This is a genomic window from Flavobacterium sp. GW821-FHT11G01, assembly GCF_058808175.1.
Genome location: NZ_JBXARK010000003.1, coordinates 95,153 through 113,849, shown reverse-complemented (window position 1 = coordinate 113,849; position 18,697 = coordinate 95,153). Strand labels below are relative to the sequence as shown.

Annotated in this window: 19 protein-coding genes; 13 read left to right on the top strand and 6 right to left on the bottom strand. The window is 34.4% G+C overall.

Annotated elements, in window-relative coordinates:
* Positions 1-54: 54 nt before the first annotated feature.
* Positions 55-684: a 16S rRNA (guanine(527)-N(7))-methyltransferase RsmG gene (rsmG, locus tag AC1RRN_RS07560; protein WP_194658041.1), complete on the bottom strand. Its 630-nt coding sequence runs from the start codon at positions 682-684 to the stop codon at positions 55-57.
* 107 nt (positions 685-791) lie between these two features.
* Here rsmG and AC1RRN_RS07555 point away from each other — a divergent pair, with 107 nt between their 5' ends.
* From AC1RRN_RS07555 to AC1RRN_RS07525, 7 genes are all read left to right on the top strand, one after another.
* Positions 792-1,886, top strand: coding sequence for a fatty acid desaturase family protein (locus AC1RRN_RS07555; RefSeq protein ID WP_492966721.1), 1,095 nt, complete (start codon positions 792-794; stop codon positions 1,884-1,886).
* A gap of 65 nt (positions 1,887-1,951) precedes the next feature.
* Complete coding sequence (locus tag AC1RRN_RS07550; protein ID WP_492966720.1) at positions 1,952-3,142, top strand: pyridoxal phosphate-dependent aminotransferase; 1,191 nt, start codon at positions 1,952-1,954, stop codon at positions 3,140-3,142.
* A gap of 362 nt (positions 3,143-3,504) precedes the next feature.
* Positions 3,505-3,963 carry a ferritin-like domain-containing protein gene (locus tag AC1RRN_RS07545; protein WP_026985616.1) on the top strand — a complete coding sequence of 153 codons (459 nt, stop codon included), beginning with the start codon at positions 3,505-3,507 and terminating at the stop codon, positions 3,961-3,963.
* A gap of 231 nt (positions 3,964-4,194) precedes the next feature.
* Positions 4,195-6,069 carry a peptidase U32 family protein gene (locus tag AC1RRN_RS07540; protein WP_492966719.1) on the top strand — a complete coding sequence of 625 codons (1,875 nt, stop codon included), beginning with the start codon at positions 4,195-4,197 and terminating at the stop codon, positions 6,067-6,069.
* A gap of 183 nt (positions 6,070-6,252) precedes the next feature.
* On the top strand, positions 6,253-7,413 hold the full coding sequence (gene purT, locus AC1RRN_RS07535) for a formate-dependent phosphoribosylglycinamide formyltransferase (RefSeq protein ID WP_492966718.1): 1,161 nt from the start codon (positions 6,253-6,255) through the stop codon (positions 7,411-7,413).
* A gap of 2 nt (positions 7,414-7,415) precedes the next feature.
* Positions 7,416-7,733, top strand: a complete 318-nt coding sequence (locus AC1RRN_RS07530) for a DUF6370 family protein (RefSeq protein WP_492966717.1) — start codon at positions 7,416-7,418, stop codon at positions 7,731-7,733.
* A complete protein-coding gene (locus AC1RRN_RS07525) occupies positions 7,733-8,308 on the top strand; it encodes a Crp/Fnr family transcriptional regulator (protein WP_492966716.1) in 576 nt (191 codons plus the stop codon). Before AC1RRN_RS07530 ends, AC1RRN_RS07525 begins: the two co-directional genes overlap by 1 nt.
* A gap of 146 nt (positions 8,309-8,454) precedes the next feature.
* On the opposite strand, the gene aceA is transcribed toward AC1RRN_RS07525, so the two are convergent.
* Positions 8,455-9,735, bottom strand: coding sequence for an isocitrate lyase (aceA, locus tag AC1RRN_RS07520; RefSeq protein ID WP_492966715.1), 1,281 nt, complete (start codon positions 9,733-9,735; stop codon positions 8,455-8,457).
* Between the two features lie 230 nt (positions 9,736-9,965).
* Positions 9,966-11,567, bottom strand: coding sequence for a malate synthase A (gene aceB, locus AC1RRN_RS07515; RefSeq protein ID WP_492966714.1), 1,602 nt, complete (start codon positions 11,565-11,567; stop codon positions 9,966-9,968).
* 207 nt (positions 11,568-11,774) lie between these two features.
* Here aceB and AC1RRN_RS07510 point away from each other — a divergent pair, with 207 nt between their 5' ends.
* From AC1RRN_RS07510 to AC1RRN_RS07495, 4 genes are all read left to right on the top strand, one after another.
* Positions 11,775-13,256 (top strand): helix-turn-helix domain-containing protein, encoded by a 1,482-nt coding sequence (locus AC1RRN_RS07510; RefSeq protein WP_492966713.1) that lies wholly within the window; start codon positions 11,775-11,777, stop codon positions 13,254-13,256.
* 6 nt (positions 13,257-13,262) lie between these two features.
* The gene (locus AC1RRN_RS07505) at positions 13,263-13,622 is read left to right on the top strand and encodes a hypothetical protein (RefSeq protein WP_492966712.1); all 360 of its coding nucleotides are present in this window, start codon (positions 13,263-13,265) and stop codon (positions 13,620-13,622) included.
* A gap of 437 nt (positions 13,623-14,059) precedes the next feature.
* Positions 14,060-14,776: a pirin family protein gene (locus AC1RRN_RS07500; RefSeq protein WP_492966711.1), complete on the top strand. Its 717-nt coding sequence runs from the start codon at positions 14,060-14,062 to the stop codon at positions 14,774-14,776.
* Positions 14,777-15,033: 257 nt separating this feature from the next.
* Positions 15,034-15,567 carry a YceI family protein gene (locus AC1RRN_RS07495; protein WP_492966710.1) on the top strand — a complete coding sequence of 178 codons (534 nt, stop codon included), beginning with the start codon at positions 15,034-15,036 and terminating at the stop codon, positions 15,565-15,567.
* 221 nt (positions 15,568-15,788) lie between these two features.
* Here the strand turns inward: AC1RRN_RS07495 and AC1RRN_RS07490 are convergent, their stop codons facing one another.
* Positions 15,789-16,652 carry a helix-turn-helix domain-containing protein gene (locus AC1RRN_RS07490; protein ID WP_492966709.1) on the bottom strand — a complete coding sequence of 288 codons (864 nt, stop codon included), beginning with the start codon at positions 16,650-16,652 and terminating at the stop codon, positions 15,789-15,791.
* Positions 16,653-16,747: 95 nt separating this feature from the next.
* Between AC1RRN_RS07490 and AC1RRN_RS07485 the strand changes: the two genes are divergently transcribed.
* Both AC1RRN_RS07485 and fabD read left to right on the top strand, forming a co-directional pair.
* A complete protein-coding gene (locus AC1RRN_RS07485) occupies positions 16,748-17,110 on the top strand; it encodes a DUF983 domain-containing protein (protein ID WP_492966708.1) in 363 nt (120 codons plus the stop codon).
* A gap of 72 nt (positions 17,111-17,182) precedes the next feature.
* A complete protein-coding gene (fabD, locus tag AC1RRN_RS07480) occupies positions 17,183-18,058 on the top strand; it encodes an ACP S-malonyltransferase (RefSeq protein WP_492966707.1) in 876 nt (291 codons plus the stop codon).
* An 87-nt stretch (positions 18,059-18,145) separates the two neighbouring features.
* On the opposite strand, the gene AC1RRN_RS07475 is transcribed toward fabD, so the two are convergent.
* Positions 18,146-18,415 carry a hypothetical protein gene (locus tag AC1RRN_RS07475; RefSeq protein ID WP_492966706.1) on the bottom strand — a complete coding sequence of 90 codons (270 nt, stop codon included), beginning with the start codon at positions 18,413-18,415 and terminating at the stop codon, positions 18,146-18,148.
* A 28-nt stretch (positions 18,416-18,443) separates the two neighbouring features.
* A complete protein-coding gene (locus tag AC1RRN_RS07470; protein WP_492966705.1) occupies positions 18,444-18,647 on the bottom strand; it encodes a hypothetical protein in 204 nt (67 codons plus the stop codon).
* Positions 18,648-18,697: the final 50 nt, after the last annotated feature.

The following is an 18,697-nucleotide window of genomic DNA, read 5'->3' as shown; positions in this document are numbered from 1 at the left end:
ATTTTTTTATAGATTCCAACAAAACTTGAAACCTGAAACAAGAAAAACTTTTTTCTAAGGCTGAAACTTTAACGGCAAATGCACGACTTTTTTGGTTTCAAAAAATTCATCTTCAAAAATATCTGCCAAATCGTATAAAGTAGCTTTTGGAAAAGCAGCCAATTCTTCGGTTAAATCTCCTCCTTTAAGATAAAGAATTCCATTTTTCAAAGTATGTTTATGCTGTTTCTTAATTTTATCTTTTATCCACGAAACAAAATCCGGCATGTTGGTAACGGCACGACTTACAATAAAATCGAAATCTCCTTTTACCAATTCAGCACGTTTTTGTTCAGCTTTTACATTTTTTAATTCTAATGCATCAACGACACCCTGAACCACTTTTATTTTTTTGGCAATTACGTCAATCAAATAAAAACGAGTTTCCGGAAAAAGAATCGCTAACGGGATTCCTGGAAATCCTCCACCAGTTCCAACGTCCAAAACTGTTGCTCCCGGTTCGAATTTCATGATTTTTGCAATTCCAAGCGAATGCAAAATATGTTTTGTATATAAGGCATCAATATCTTTTCTTGAAATTACATTGATTTTTTCATTCCAATCGTGGTATAAAAAGTCTAATTTTTGAAATTGTTCGATTTGAAGATCGGTCAAATCCGGAAAATATTTCAATATCTCATCCATTGCTCTAATTTTTTAACAAAAGTACTACTTTACGATTGAAATATTTAACTCAATTTTGCAAATTGAGAATTTATAATAATTACCTTTGAAACCTATTTAAAATAGTTATGAATAACACCGCACCTACATTTGCAAGGCAAGACAATCTGAAATTTTTCAGAACACTTAACTCTCGGGTAAACAATTACTTCAAGGAGAATAATATTCAGAAAACTGGAAATTGGAAGTTACACTTAAAAGCGGTCATTTTATTTGCTGTTTTTTTAACACCTTACTTTTTAATCCTTACGCTTGACATGCCGTTTTGGGTAATGCTGCTATTATCAATCGTTATCGGAATTGGAATGGCTGGAGTTGGAATGAACGTAATGCACGACGGAAATCACGGTTCATTTTCAACTAAAAACTGGATCAACAAATTCATGGGCGGAACTATTTATGTTCTCGCAGGAAACGTTTACAACTGGCAAGTACAACACAATGTATTACACCATACCTATACTAATATTCCCGGACACGACGAAGATTTAGATGCCGGAAGAATTATTCGTTTTACAAAAGATGCGAAATGGCATAGTTTTCACCGTTTTCAACATTATTATTCTGTTTTCTTATACGGATTGTTGACTTTCAATTGGGCTATTACAACCGATTTTAAGCAAATGAGAAGTTACTTAAAAAGAAAATTATCTTACGGAGAACCAAAAAGCCCAAAAATTCTTTGGACAACTTTAATCATCACGAAAGTAATTTATGTTTCTATCTGGATTGTTCTTCCGTTAGTTATAGGAATCACGTGGTGGAAAGTTTTAATTGGTTTCTTCATCATGCACTATACTGCAGGATTAATTCTGAGTGTTGTTTTTCAATTAGCACACGTTGTAGAAGAAACTACAAATCCATCACCAAACGAATTAGGCGAAATGGACAATACCTGGGCCATTCACCAATTGTTTACTACAACTAATTTTGCACCTAAAAACGCAATCGTAAACTGGTACACTGGCGGATTGAATCACCAAATCGAACACCATATTTTTCCAAATATCAGCCATATTCATTATGGTAAAATTGCAAAAATTGTAAAAGAAACTGCAAAAGAATGCAACTTACCGTATTACGAATACAGAACGATGACAGATGCCGTAATTGCTCACTTTAAGCATTTACGTGATCTTGGAATGAAACCTGAACTAGCATAAAAAATCTATTAATAATTAACCTTCCTTAATTAAAGTTGAAATTAAGGACATTCAAAATTTTTATAATGAATCATATTCTTTCGGACAGAATTAACAACTTAGCGACATCACAAACCTTGGCAATGGCTGCTTTAGCACGTGAATTAAAAGCACAAGGAAAAGACATTATCAGTTTAAGTTTGGGCGAACCAGACTTCAATACACCAGACTTTATTAAAGAAGCTGTTAAAAAAGCAGTTGACGAAAATTATAGCACCTATTCTCCAGTAGAAGGTTATTTAGAATTGAGAGAAGCAATCTCCATAAAATTCAAAAGAGACAATGGATTAGAGTACAAACCAACTCAAATCGTAGTTTCTACAGGAGCAAAACAATCTTTATACAACATTGCACAAGTAATGCTAAACGATGGTGACGAGGTTATCTTACCTGCACCATATTGGGTATCTTACTTCGAAATTGTAAAACTTTCAGGCGGAGTTCCTGTTGAAGTTCCAACTTCTGTAGATACTGATTTCAAAATCACTCCAGAACAATTAGAAGCTGCTATCACACCAAAAACAAAAATGATGTGGTTCAGTTCGCCTTGTAACCCTTCAGGTTCTGTTTACAGCAGAGAAGAGTTAACAGCGCTTGCAAAAGTTTTAGAAAAACATCCAAATATATATGTAGTTGCAGATGAGATTTATGAGCACATCAATTTCTCTGGAACTTTCTGCAGTATCGGTTCAATTCCTGGAATGTTAGAAAAAACAATCACTGTAAACGGAGTTGCAAAAGCATTCGCAATGACAGGATACAGAATTGGTTATATCGGAGCACCTGAATTCATTGCAAAAGCATGTACAAAAATTCAGGGACAAGTAACTTCAGGAGCAAATTCTGTAGCACAACGCGCTACAATTACTGCTGTAGATGCAGATCCAAGTGTATTAAACCACATGGTTCAGGCTTTCCACACGCGTAGAGATTTAGTAGTTGGGTTATTAAAAGAAATTCCAGGAGTAAAAATCAACGTTCCTGAAGGAGCTTTTTACGTATTCCCAGACGTTTCTTCTTTCTTCGGAAAAACTTTAAGAGGAACTGAAATTAAAGATGCAAACGATGTTTCGATGTATCTTTTAGCTGAGGCTAACGTAGCAACGGTAACAGGTGACGCTTTCGGAAATCCAAATTGTATTCGTTTTTCTTACGCGACAAGCGATGATATTTTAAAAGAAGCATTACGCAGAATCAAAGAAGCTTTGACTGTATAAAAATATAAATAGTTTTATTAAAACGGCTTAAGGTTCAAAGTTTCATCACTTTATACTTTAAGCTGTTTTTTTTATGCTTATTTTGGGCGTGTTTCGTCGCGGCGAACCGGGCTATCCGCTACAAGTCCTCGCACTTCCTTCGTCAGGCTATGGGTTTTCCACTACTATCCCTCACGCAAAACGGTCAATGAGAAGTTTCATTTCAAAAGAAATAAAAAAAATCTGCAATATCTGCATGAAACAAATTTTCGCTTTCAAAATTCCCATTCCACAATCTTATAAACACTCATTGTAATTCTATAAGACATAAGGTTCATTAAAATCCCAACTTTGTATTATACATTAATTTAAAATTAAAAGTTATGATACATACAGAAGAAACCACAACAGAAGCAGTTAATACTTTAGAAGGATTAATTTCTATTTTGGAAGACGGGAAACTAGGATACACCAATGCAGCAGAACACGTAGAAGATCTTATTATCAAAGCTGATTTTTTAGAGTACGCCCGCGAACGTGCCTTATTCATAGTTGAATTACAAGATCAAATCAATAAACTGGGAAAATCAACAGATACTTCTGGTGGAGGTCCATTAGGAGCTTTACACCGTACCTGGATTGACATTAAGTCATCTTTCACAGGTGGAGATACTGAAGCCATTATCAATGCTTGTATTACAGGAGAAGAAGCTGCCGTTGAAAAATTCAAAATGGCACTTGAGAAAAATGAATTGGACGGAAGTCAAATTGCCATTGTTTCAAAACAATTAAACAGCATCCAAAGTACATTGGATAAAATTAAAACGAAAAGATCGTCATAATAATTGATGCTATTTTTTTTGAGAAGAAAACTATCTGGTTTATAAAACTGGGTAGTTTTTTTGTTTTCATTCATCATGGATTTTAATCCGTTGACGAGAAATAAAATCAATTCATTCCATATAACCTAACTATTTCAAAAAAAGTCACTTCAGTATTAGCAAACTCGAATTATTTATAAGAACTTTGCAAACTTTTTTGCGTGAATACCACAAAAGCCTAAAGTACTAGAAATGAAGAAGAAGATTGAAATATTAGCTCCAGCAAAAGATTTAATTGGGGGAATGGCTGCCATAAACAGTGGAGCCGATGCCGTTTATATTGGTGCTCCACAATTTGGTGCCCGTTCAAATGCCAACAACTCTATTGAAGATGTTGCCGCTTTAGTGCAATATGCGCATTTATTTAACGCTCAGGTTTTTGTCGTTATGAATACCATTTTATACGACAATGAATTAGAAACCTGTCGCTCAATGATTTGGGAATTATACGATATTGGTGTCGATGCTTTGATTATTCAGGATATGGCGATTATGGAAATGGACTTACCTCCTATCGTACTTCACGCCAGTACACAAGCCAATAATCGTGATGCGGACAAAATTAAATTCCTTAAAGATGCCGGAATCAAACGTGTCGTTTTAGCACGCGAATTAAATCTACATCAAATTAAAACGATATACGACCACGCCGATGTTGAATTAGAATTTTTCGTAACCGGAGCTTTATGTGTTTCTTTTAGTGGAAACTGTTATATGAGTGTGGCCAACGGAGAACGCAGCGCTAATCGTGGTTCTTGCGCTCAAAACTGTCGTTTACCTTATAACTTAATCGACGGAAACGGAGAAACTTTAATCAAAAACAGTCACTTGCTTTCGATTAAAGATTTAGATATTTCAGAACAGATTCCGAATTTAATTGAAGCTGGAATTGTTTCCTTTAAAATTGAAGGAAGATTAAAAGATGTTGTTTATGTAAAAAATAACGTATCGTATTTACGCCAAAAACTAGATAGTTATTTAGAAGGCGAAGGAAGCGATAAATACATGAAAGCTTCTTCTGGAAAATGTACTTATACTTTTGATTCGTCTTTGAGCAGAACTTTCAACCGCGGTTACACCGATTATTTTGTAAACGAAAGACACAGCTCTATTGGTTCTTGGGAAAGCCCAAAATCAAAAGGTCAATATATTGGTAAATTAATCAGAACTGTTGGAAACGCTTACGAAATCGAAAACGGCGAATTCCTAAATAACGGTGACGGACTTTGTTTCATCAACGAAAACAACGAAGCGGACGGAATCTACGTAAACAAAGCCGAAAACGGTAAAATATATCCAAACGTTCTTAAAGAAATAAAAGACGGAACTTTTATTTACAGAAATAACGACGCTGCTTTTATTAAAATTGTTGAAAGAGAAGATAGTGCGGTTCGAAAAATCAGCACGACTTTATTACTTACAGAAAATGAATCAGGTTTTGAGTTAATCGCTACCGATGAAGACGGAAATGTAAGCATCGTAAATTTAGAACACTCAAAAGAGCAGACTAAAACTGGCGAATCAATCGAAGAAAATATCAAAACGCAATTAGCAAAAACAGGTTTTACCCCTTATACTGCTGATGAAATCAACATTATGTTTTCTCAAAACTGGTTCCTTCCTATTTCAAAAATCAACGAAATGAGAAGAACAGTTTACGATCAGTTAACTGAAATTCGTTTGGCAAATTACAAACGCGAAGAACACCAATTGGTAAAAACGTCACATCCGTATCCTGAAACTAAATTAGATTTCATGTACAATGTTTCAAACAAAACTGCTCGTAAATTCTACGAACGTCATGGTGTTACCGAAATCGAAAAAGCATTCGAATTACAATGGGACCCTGGAAAATCTCGTGTAATGACAACGAAATATTGCATCAAATACGAATTAAAAAAATGCCCGATACACCAAAAAGACATTGTTGGTGTTAAGGTAAAAGAACCATTGGTATTGAAACAAGGTGAACTCGAATACAAACTTAAATTTAACTGTAAACCTTGTGAAATGGAAATTTGGGAAAAAGATGCCGAATTTGAAATTGAAGAAGATCATTTTCACTAGATAGTTTAACCGCAAGGTTCGCAAAGGGATTACGCAAGGTTCGCAAAGATTTTAATAATCTTTGCGAACCTTTTTATTTTACTTCAAAACAAAGCTTTGCGTTCTTCGCGTATATCTTTGCGAACTTTGCGGTTAAAAACATTTTTTCCTACTTTTACTATTCCAAAATTTCAAACTCCCCCTATGAAAATACTACTCCTCGGTTCAGGCGAATTAGGCAAAGAATTTGTCATTGCCGCTCAACGAATCGGACAAACCATAATTGCAGTTGATAGTTACGAAAATGCACCAGCCATGCAGGTTGCTCACGGTTTTGAAGTAATCAACATGCTCGACGGCGAAGCACTGGACCGAATCGTAGCCAAACATAAACCCGATTTTATAGTTCCTGAAATAGAAGCCATTCGCACCGAACGTTTTTACGATTACGAAAAACAAGGAATTACCGTTGTTCCTTCAGCGAAAGCGGCCAACTTTACCATGAACCGTAAAGCCATTCGTGATTTAGCTTCAAAAGAACTTGGACTAAAAACAGCCAAATACCAATATGCAACTTCAGCAGAAGAACTTCAAAAAGCCGTTCAGGAAGTTGGAATTCCGTGCGTAGTAAAACCTTTAATGTCTTCGTCTGGAAAAGGACAATCTACTATCAAAACAGAAAGCGATATCGAAAAAGCTTGGCAATATGCGGTTGCGGGTTCGCGTGGCGATGTTATTGAAGTTATTGTGGAAGCTTTTGTTGATTTTGATTCAGAAATTACACTTTTAACGATTACTCAAAATAATAACCCAACATTGTTTTGCGCTCCAATTGGCCACAGACAAGAACGCGGTGATTATCAGGAAAGCTGGCAACCGGCTTTGGTTTCAGAAAAAGACTTATACGAAGCACAAGATATGGCCGAAAAAATTACCGAAGCGCTTGGCGGAGCTGGACTTTTTGGAGTTGAATTTTTCCTTACTAAAGAAGGCGTTTATTTCTCTGAACTTTCTCCACGTCCGCATGATACTGGGATGGTAACTTTAGCAGGAACTCAGAATTTCAACGAATTTGAATTGCATTTACGTGCAATTTTAAGTCTTCCCATTTTCGAAATTACTTTAGAAAAAGCCGGAGCAAGTGCCGTAATTTTAGCATCTGAAGATTCTACAAATCCAATTTTTACCGGAATCGAGAAAGTAGCGGCTTTACCAAAAACAGATTTCAGGATTTTTGGAAAACCAACTTCAAGACCGTATCGCCGAATGGGAGTTGTCTTAAGTCACGATTCTCTTGCAACTCCAATTGAAGAAATTGTAGAGCGTGCCAAAGCAACTTCTAAATTAATAACCGTAAATTCTTAAAAATGAAAAAAGCACTATTTATAGTATTCCTATTTGTTGGAATCGCAACTCAGGCTCAGGATAAAAAAACAACCGAAAAACCTCAAATTGTAGAAACAGCTTGTGGCGAATGTCAATTTGGGATGAAAGGAAATGGTTGTGATTTAGCCGTTCGAATCGACGGAAAAGCTTATTTTGTTGACGGAACTACAATTGATGAACATGGCGATGCACATGCAAAAGATGGTTTTTGCAATGCAATTCGCAAAGCTTCGGTTACCGGAAAAGTAGAAAACAATCGTTTTAAAGCGACTTCATTCACTTTAGTAAAAGAAAAATAATGGAGTTAATTCTTGAAAATATTGCCAAACACGTTTCGCTAACGCCAGAAGAACAAGCTCATTTTTTATCCAAATTAGAAACCAACACTTACAAAGCCAAAACAATTTTATTAAATGCGGGCGAAGTTTGCAAACATTCGTATTTTGTAAATTCGGGAATTTTAAGAAGCTTTAATATCAATGATAATATTGTTGAACATGTTTTAGCATTTGCCTGCCAAGGCTGGTGGATGAGTGATATGTACAGTTTCTTTTCGCAAAAACCGGGTCAGCTTTTTATTGAAGTTCTGGAAGAAGCCGAAGTGGTTTCACTTTCAAAAGAAAACCAGGAACAATTATATCTTGAAATCCCAAAATTAGAACGTTTCTTCAGGATTTTGATTGAAAATTCATTAGTGGCGAATCAACAACGTTTAATGGATAATTTAAGTTTACCTGCCGAAGAACGTTTTGAAAAATTCACTAAGAAATACGGAACATTGGTTCACAAAGTTCCTCAAAAACAAATCGCTTCTTTCATTGGTGTAACACCAGAATTTTTCAGCAAAATGAAGGCTAGACTTTTGAAGAAATAAAGTTTTCCGCCACGACCCGAGCGATAGCGAACGGGCGAAGCAATTCATGAATTATTTTTTGATAATCTTTGAAAATAAAAATTCGTGAATTCGTGGCTGAAAAAAAACAAAAAAAGCCAGTTCAATGAACTGGCTTTTCTTTTGAATTAAAATTGCTCAACCTCCGTAGAATGTTCCATTGCTGTTATGGTTGATTTTCCAATCATAACGGTATTTTGTACAGCATCGAAATAAGAAGTCCCCACAAAAGCCTGGTGTTTTACCGCTCTGAATCCATTTTTCTGTAAAGCGAATTCGCGTTCCTGCAATTCAGAATATCCTGCCATTCCGCGTTCTTTATACGCTTTTGACAATTCAAACATACTTGTATTCAAAGCATGGAAACCTGCCAAAGTAATGAACTGGAATTTATATCCCATTGCCGCCAAATCTTCTCTAAACGTTTCCATTTCGGCAACCGTTAATTTTGCTGCCCAATTAAAAGACGGAGAACAATTATAAGCCAACATTTTATCAGGGAATTCTTTTTTCATTGCCGTTGCAAATTTTCTTGCAAATTCTAAATCCGGATTACTGGTTTCCATCCAAATTAAATCGGCATAAGGTGCATAGCTCAAACCTCTTGCAATTCCTTGCTCTATTCCGTTTTTTACATAGAAAAAACCTTCAGCCGTTTTTTCCCCAGTTAAAAATTTTCTATCTCTAGGATCTGCGTCGCTTGTCAATAAATTTGCGGCTTCTGCATCCGTTCTCGCTACAATTAAAGTTGAAACACCCATAACATCTGAAGCCAAACGTGCAGCAATTAATTTATTAATCGCTTCTTGAGTTGGAACTAAAACTTTTCCTCCCAGATGTCCACACTTTTTAGCCGAACTTAATTGGTCTTCAAAATGAACTCCAGAAGCTCCGGATTCAATCATCGATTTCATTAATTCGAAAGCATTTAGGTTTCCCCCAAAACCTGCTTCGGCATCAGCCACAATCGGAACTAAATAATCTTTTTTATCTTCAATATTATTTACAGTCTGAATCTGATCAGCGCGTAACAATGCATTATTAATTTTTTTAACCACCATCGGAACGCTGTTTACCGGATAAAGTGATTGATCAGGATACATTTCTCCCGCCAAATTTGCATCGGCTGCAACTTGCCATCCGCTTAAATAAATCGCTTCTAAACCCGCATCGACTTCCTGAATCGCCTGATTTCCAGTCAACGCGCCCAAACCAGCCACAAAATCCTGACTTTTTAACTTTCTCCATAATTTTTGCGCTCCCATTTTGGCAATAGAATGCTCAATATGATAAGACCCCTGAAGTGTAACTACTTCACTCGCAGTGTAAGGACGTTCAACACCCTTCCATCTCGGGTTCGTGATCCAATCGTTAATCAATTCCTGAATTCTGTCTTCTGTTGTTTTCATAAATAGTATAGTTAAAGTGGTTAGTAAGTAATAGTGTTCAGTCCACAGTTAAAAGTGTTCAGTTTAACTGGACTTATTTTTTTTAACACATAGAAACATAGCTTTTCTTTATGGTTAAGGCATTTCATTTGTTTAAAACAAACATAGCTATGTGTGAAAATCTAGATTTTTTCAAAATTCTTTTATTCACATTTATAACCTATGTTTCTATGTGTTTAAAAATCTCAGCGTTATAAATATTTGTAACACGGAATAGTCAAAAAGTCAACAAATTCAGTATTTACAACTAATCTTTCTAGTACTTTTTCTGCTAGTGGAAATTGTTGTTTTTCGTGATTTTCTTCGCCTAATTCTTCTTTAATTTTTCTGAATTCATCTAAAGACAATTCGTGATAATAAGCCATATCTAATTTTTTGCCATTATCTAAAAGCACTTTATTCTGAAGCCATTGCCACAATTGCGATCTCGAAATTTCAGCCGTTGCGGCGTCTTCCATTAAATTATGCAATGCGGCAGCACCTTGTCCGTTCAGCCATGAAGCCAGATATAAAACTCCTACATTGATATTTTTTCGAACGCCATTTTCAGTGATGATTCCAATTGGTGGTTCAATTAAATCAGCTTCTGTAATTTTTCGATGTTCTCTTTTAATGTGAATTTGATTTGGCGTTGGCATTCCTTTATCAAAAATTTCTTTTGCCAATAAAACTAAATCAGGATGTGCTACCCAGGTTCCGTCATGACCGTTTCGAACTTCTCTCTCTTTATCGGTTTTTACTTTTGCGAAAGCAATTGCATTGGCTTCCTCATTATTTCGAATCGGAATTTGCGCGGCCATTCCTCCAATGGCATGAATTCCTCTTTTATGACATCTTTGAATAACTAAATTTGAATAGGCATTCATAAAAGGAGACGTCATGTTTACCTGATCGCGGTCCGGAACGATGAATTTTGGATTTTTTCTGAACTTTTTGATATATGAGAAAATATAATCCCAGCGTCCACAGTTCAAGCCTACGATATGTTCTTTCAATTCGTAAATGATTTCATCCAATTGAAAACTTGCCGTAATGGTTTCAATTAAAACCGTCACTTTTATCGTTCCGCGTTTCAATTTCAAATAATCCTCGGTAAAATCAATTACATTATTCCACCAACGTGCTTCCAGATAATGTTCCAATTTCGGAATGTAGAAATAGGGGCCAGAATTGTTTTCTAAAAGTCTTTTATGATTGTGAAAAACATACAAACCAAAATCTATCAAAGAACCCGAAACTTCTTTTCCTTCAATTAAAAGATGTTTTTCCGGCAAATGCAAACCTCTCGGACGTACAATTAGCGTTGCAATTTTTTCATTTAAATGATAGGATTTCTGTTTTATCAAATCCGTATAAGCAATTGTTTTGTTAACCGCATCGATTAAATTTACTTGACCATCCATAAGGTTTTGCCAGGTTGGCGAAGTGCTGTCTTCAAAATCGGCCATAAAAGTTTTGGCTCCCGAGTTCAAAGCATTGATAATCATTTTACGATCAACCGGTCCGGTAATTTCAACTCTTCGATCTAATAAATCTTTTGGAATTTCTCCAGCCACCCAATTACCTTCTCTTACACTTTTGGTTTCCGGAATAAAAGTCGGCATGATTCCCTGATCAAAAGTGACTTGTTTTTGTTCCCTCTGCAAAAGCAATAATTTTCGTTGCGATTCGAATTTTCGATGCAATTCGGTTATAAAAACAATCGCTTCTTCTGTCCAGATTTTTGGATAACGAAGCTTCTTTTCGGCTAAAAATTCCATTGCCGTTTCGGTAATTTCTAATTGGTTTTTCATAGCTGTGGTTTTATTTTTTTATTAGAAAAAAATTTCATCGTTACATTATCATTTATTCATTTCAGAATACAAAATCGTAACGTTTTGACTATTAATAATTTCTACACCACAATATTAGAAAAAAGTTTTTTACAAAACAAGCGAACGTTCGCTAAATATTAAAAATAATTTTTTGGCGATTATTTTTATAATAGTTATATTTGGTTCATGGATATCGAAAAAGACTATATAAAGCTGATCTTCGGACTAAAACTGAAGCAAGTTCGTACTCAAAAAAATCTGTCACTTTTTGGTTTAGCCAAATTGACAAATCTTTCAAAATCGTATTTAAACGAGATTGAAAAGGGAAAAAAATATCCAAAAACAGATAAGATTTTACTTCTCTGTGAACATTTGGACGTTACTTACGACCAAATGGTATCTTTAAAACTCGATAACAACCTCGCTCCGATTGGCGAAATCTTGAAATCCGGAATTTTAAAAGAGATTCCGCTTGAGCTTTTCGGAATTCAGGAAGCTGATTTGATTGACATTATTGCGAACGCTCCGGCAAAAGTCAATGCGTTTATCAGTACGATTATCGAAATCGCTCAACATTATAATTTAAGTCGTGAAAGCTTCTTTTTAGCCGCTTTGCGTTCTTATCAGGAAGCGCACAGTAATTATTTTGAAGATTTAGAAGAAAAAGTAATTGCGTTTTCGAAGTCATTTCAGATCAATTTAGATTCCAAAATTACTATCGAAGAATTAGAAGCAATTTTAAAAGAAGAATACGAATACAACATCAAGGAAATCGCTTTTACAGATCAGGAAGCTTTGGGCGATTTGCGTTCAATTTATGTTCCGAAAAGCAAGACTTTATTGCTTTCTACAGAAATCGATGCTCCGCAAAGGGCTTTTATTTTAGCTAAAGAAATCGCCTATAATTATTTAAAAATTTCAGATCGTTTACTGACTTTCAGCTGGATCAAGTTTGAAAATTTTGATCAGGTTTTGCATAATTTTTATGCTTCTTATTTTGCCGGAGCCTTATTATTGCCAAGACAATTGGTGGTTAACAAAATCAATAATTTTTTACTTAACGAAAAACCAAATCCTGAAGAATTCGTGGCGCTGATTGAAAGTTTTGAAGTTTCTCCAGAATCGTTTTATCAGAGATTAACCAATTTATTGCCTAAGGATTTTCAACTGAAAAATTTATTCTTTTTAAGAATGTCACATCCACTTGGTTCTGATATTTATCAGATCAAAAAAGAATTACATATTACGAATCAACAAGAACCGCACGCCAACGAAACCAACGAACATTATTGCCGACGATGGGTTTCTGTAAAAACCATAGACGAAGCGATCAAACAAAACAAACCTCATTTTTTTGATGCCCAAATTTCAAGTTACGTTCATAGCGGCAATGAATATTTGGTCTTTTCATCGGCTACAAAAGATCCTTTTTTGCATGATACTATTCGAAGTATTTCTGTTGGAATTCTAATTAATCAGACCATGAAAAAGAAATTCAAATTCATTGAAGGAAAACCGTTAGTTAAAAGGATTGTTGGTGTTACGTGTGAAACTTGTGATGTAAAAAATTGTTTAGAAAGAGCTGCACCGCCGATTGAACTGGAAAAGAAAAAACGTCATGAAAATACGGATGCAGTTGTACAGCAGTTTATAAATCAGTTCAGTTAAAACATTATGAAATATTTTGCCTTAATAATAACACTTCTTTCCATTAGCTTTATCCAGAAAACAGATAAGCTTACCGGGCGTTATAATTATTTGATAGAAGACGACAATTCTTATATCCAAAAAGATAAAATTACTTTTAATGACAGTGTTTTTGCTTTTGACAACAAGTATTTGCCAAAAGGGAAAATTTCTTATGGCAATGTAATACTCCTGGAGAATTTCATAAATACTGATTTAATTATTAGTATTTCAAAAGATCAAATCAAAAAGGATACTATTCCATTTTATATGCATGATAAGCAAAGTTCGGCTGCGAATTACCTTGATGAAGTGGTTGGAAAAGGAAAATTGATTAGGATTAAATAATTTGTTTCTGTGTTTTTATCACACGTTATTTGTCATTCCGAGGAACGAGGAATCTCCGCAAGAAACTCGACAAAGATTGAAGACATGCTGTAAGGAGCTACTTGCGGAGATTCCTCGTTCCTCGGAATGACAAACTATGCGGTTACTATATTTTTAAGACATATATACAACGACTTATGGAAATAACACTTCTAGCATAGCCCCGATAGAAGTGGAAATCCTTTTGTGTCTCGTTTCTTTAACGAGATACAAAAGATTGAAACGGATAGCGGGACGTCACGTCTTTTGAATCTAAAAATTTCTGCTCCTAAAAAACCTTAGCATCTCAGCACCTTAGCTCCTCAGAACCTGACAAAAACTTTTCTTAATCTACATTAAGTGCTTTTCTTTGACCTTGATAGTATCTTTGTACTATAAAATAACAAAACACACAGATCATGGAAAATATAGTATTGCACAAAGCAGAAACAAGAGGAAATGCAAATCACGGATGGCTAAATGCTTATCACAGTTTTAGTTTTGCAAGCTGGTACAATCCGGATAGAATTCAGTTTGGAGCACTTCGTGTTTTGAACGATGATACAATTGCAGGCGGAATGGGTTTTGGAACGCATCCTCACGATAATATGGAAATTATTACGATTCCGTTAGAAGGTGATTTGGCTCACAAAGACAGTATGGGAAATACCGAAATCATCAAAAATGGTGATATTCAGGTGATGAGCGCCGGAACTGGAGTTCAGCATAGTGAGTTTAATCCAAATGCTGATCAGCAAACCAAATTATTGCAAATCTGGTTGTTTCCAAACAAAAGAAATGTTACACCACGTTACCAACAAATTACTTTGGATGTTGCTGACAGACATAATAAATTGGCTCAAATTTTATCTCCAAATGCAGATGACGAAGGTGTTTGGATTCATCAGGACGCCTGGTTTAATATGGGGAATTTTGATGCTGGAATTGCAACAGAATATAAAATAAAAAAAGAAGGAAACGGAGTTTATGCTTTCGTTTTAAAAGGAAATGTTACGATCAACGGTCAGGAATTAAACACTCGTGATGCAGTTGGAATTTCAGGAACTGACACTTTAACTATCAAAGCAAATACAGATGCTGAATTTTTATTGATGGATATTCCGATGAACTATTAATTTGAAGATTACAATTAATACTTTTTTTTCAAGAAACGGTAATCAATCTGGAATACAGATTGTTATCGTTTCTTTTTTTATTAAACTTTTCCTAAAAAATAATTTTAACCTACCTGAGAATTGTATTTTTAATACAATCAATTTAAGAAATAAAAAAAACACATTTTCATTTCTTAATCTAGGTTAAGTGTGTTACGCTTACTACCACCGTAACTTTGTCCTATCAAAATGAAATTAATTATTTAAAAATAAAAATTATGGCAACTACAAAATGGTCAATTGACCCAACACATTCAGAAATTGGTTTTAAAGTTAAACACATGATGTTTACAAATGTTTCAGGTAAATTTGGAACATACGATGCAACAATTACTACAGACGGAGATAACTTCGAAAATGCTGATATCCAGTTTTCTGGTGATATCGCTTCTATCGACACTGCAAATGCAGACAGAGATGGCCACTTGAGAAGTGGAGATTTCTTTGATGCCGAAAATCATCCAAAATTAACTTTCACAGGTTCATCATTCAAAAAAATCAATGATGGAGAATATGAATTAACTGGAGATTTAGCTATTAAAGGTGTTTCTAAAACAGTAAAATTTCCTGTAGAATTTAGCGGAATCATGACTGATCCATGGGGAAATACTAAAGTAGGTTTAAATATTGAAGGTAAAATCAATCGTAAAGATTGGGGATTAAACTGGAACTCAGCTCTTGAAACTGGTGGTGTTTTAGTTGGAGAAGAAGTTCGTTTGAACATTGAATTACAATTTGCAAAACAAGCTTAATCTTATAAAATAGGTTTTAATTTGGTTGGTTAAGAAGCCTGTACTTTTTAGGAAGTGCAGGCTTTTTTTTGTTTGCCACGAATTCACGAATTATTTTTTTCTTTTGCCACAGATTAAAAAGATTTTCACAGATTTAATCCAAATAATCCTTTAAATCTGTGGCAAAAAAATTCGTGAATTACTTCGTCCGTTCGCTATCGCTCCGGTCGTGGCGAAAAAACTTATCGCGCAGTATTTCTAAAGTCTGTTGGAGACATTCCGGTTTGTTTTTTGAAGAATCGGGAGAAATACGAATAATCTTCGTAACCTACTTTGAATGCTACTTCATTTATTGCTAATTGTTTATCGATAAGCATTCTTTTTATTTCCAGAATTACACGATCTGTGATAACTTCTGTTGCTGTTTTTTGCAGAATTTCATTGCAGATTCTGTTTAGATGTTTCAATGTAATATTTAATTTTTCTGCGTAGAAAGATGGAAGCTTTTCAATTCTGAAATATTCCTCTAAAAGCGATTCAAATTTGTTGATTTTAATATTGTACGAATGTGCTTGATGCGAATACGTTTCGCTGTATTTTCTTGAAATTTCAATGTGAATACAATCTAGTAAATTCAGCATTTTATCCAATTGCAATTTATTATTCTGATTGTTTTCCTGAATCAGCAAATCAAAATAAGGCTGGATTTTTGGAATTTCTTTTTCTTCAAAAACCATTTCTGGTCGGTTATGAATGGAATGGTAAAAATTATAATCGTTGATCTTTTTTTGTCCGAAATACAGATTATACAATTCCTGCGAAAAGATAATTACAAAACCTTCAATGTCTTCAGACAAACTCCAATGATGCATTTGTCCTGGTTGTAAAACAAAAAGACTTCCTCTTTTTATTTCGAATTGATCAAAATCGACTTCATGTTTTCCCGAACCTTTGGTAAAAAAAACCATTAAATACGAGTCATGACGATGTGGTTCTTCTACAAAACTATGACTCTTCAGATGTTCTTTAAAAGTATTCACATAAAAATCACGATGAATATCGTTACAGCTAAAATTCTGAACACTATAAACGGGGTACTTTTGCATAAAAATGTCTTTATTGTGCTATAAGTAGCGAAGATACTAAAAAGACTATTATCCTGTTCTGATTTACCTTTGTATAAACAAAAAACAACAAAGTCATGTCAAATGCATTAACTCATATTTTAAGCAACGAATGTCCGATTTGTCATAAAGGAAAAGTATTTACTGACAAGAATATTTTTCTGAATTTTGGTTTACCGAAAATGAATGAATACTGCAGTCATTGTAATTATAAGTTCCAGAAAGAACCTGGTTATTTTTTTGGAGCCATGTATGTAAACTACGGATTAACAGTTGCTCAGGGAATTGCAACCTATTGTATTGCACAATTTTTCTTCGATCAAACATTCGATTTACGAATTATTCCTATTATTGCTGTTGTCATTACTTTACTCACGTCTTTTAATCTCCGATTTTCAAGATTAGCATGGATTTATATGTTTAAGGATTATACGAGCTAAAAAAATACTATTTTTGCCTTTCAATTGAAACTAATTTTCAATTTCAAAAAAAATAAAAAATAAATTAGACAAATGAAAGCATACGTATTTCCAGGTCAGGGCGCACAGTTTACAGGAATGGGCAAAGACTTGTATGAAACATCGGCTTTAGCCAAAGAATTATTCGAAAAAGCTAACGAAATTTTAGGTTTTAGAATTACAGATATTATGTTTGAAGGCACTGCCGAAGAACTAAAAGAAACTAAAGTTACACAACCAGCAGTATTTTTACATTCTGTTATTTTAGCTAAAACTTTAGGCGAAGATTTTAAGCCAGAAATGGTTGCGGGACATTCTTTAGGAGAATTTTCAGCTTTGGTTGCCAACGGAACTTTATCTTTTGAAGATGGCCTTAAATTAGTTTCTCAACGTGCTTTGGCAATGCAGAAAGCTTGCGAAATCACGCCATCTACAATGGCAGCTGTTTTAGGTTTAGCTGATAATGTTGTTGAAGAAGTTTGTGCTTCTATTGATGGAATTGTGGTTGCTGCAAATTATAACTGTCCAGGACAATTAGTTATTTCAGGAGAAACTACAGCAGTTGAAAAAGCTTGTGAAGCGATGAAAGCTGCAGGAGCAAAACGTGCTTTAATTTTACCTGTTGGAGGAGCATTTCACTCGCCAATGATGGAACCAGCAAGAGAAGAATTAGCTGCTGCAATCGAAGCAACTACATTCTCTACTCCAATTTGTCCAGTATATCAAAATGTAACTGCAAATGCAGTTTCTGATGCAAACGAAATCAAAAAGAACTTAATTATCCAATTGACTGCTCCTGTAAAATGGACACAATCTGTACAACAAATGATCGCTGACGGCGCTACTTTGTTTACTGAAGTTGGTCCAGGAAAAGTATTAGCTGGTTTGATTAATAAAATTGATAAAGAAGCGGTTACTGCGAATGCATAATTAGTGTTCAGTTTTTAGTGATCAGTTAAAAACTATACGCATAAAAAAATCCTCATAGACTTTAATCAGTTTATGAGGATTTTTTATTTATAACTCTTTTGCTTCTTCGCTGTAATTATTTTGAATTCCAGTAATTAGATAATTTTGATTTCTTTTTTCGAAGAAGACATACCAGGTTGTTCTTGCATTGGCTCTATAAAAAATATAATTTGTACCTAAATATTGAAGTATATATGGAGTTTTCTTATGAGGAAATGTAGAAATACTTGAAATTATAAAAGCAACTATTTTATCTATATAATTCTGAGCAGACTCAGGAAAACTAAAATATTGTTTCTCAAAAAGCGTAAAAACCAAATCATCAAAATATTCAAGAACTGCTTTTTCAAAAATTATTTTTCCAAGGATAAGCTTTTATTCTTTTAGACATTTCAGCTTTAAATTCCTCTGGAGTTAATCCTTTTGCAAACTCAGCATCAAAATCAAAACTCTCGCGATCTATTCCTATAAATTTAGGTTTCTGAACTTCATATTCTACTTTAGGTTCTTCAACCTTATTATTCTTTTTATTTTCCTTTTTAGGCCCCATAATTCCTACATTTTAATCTTACAAATTTACAAAATAAATCGAATTAAAAT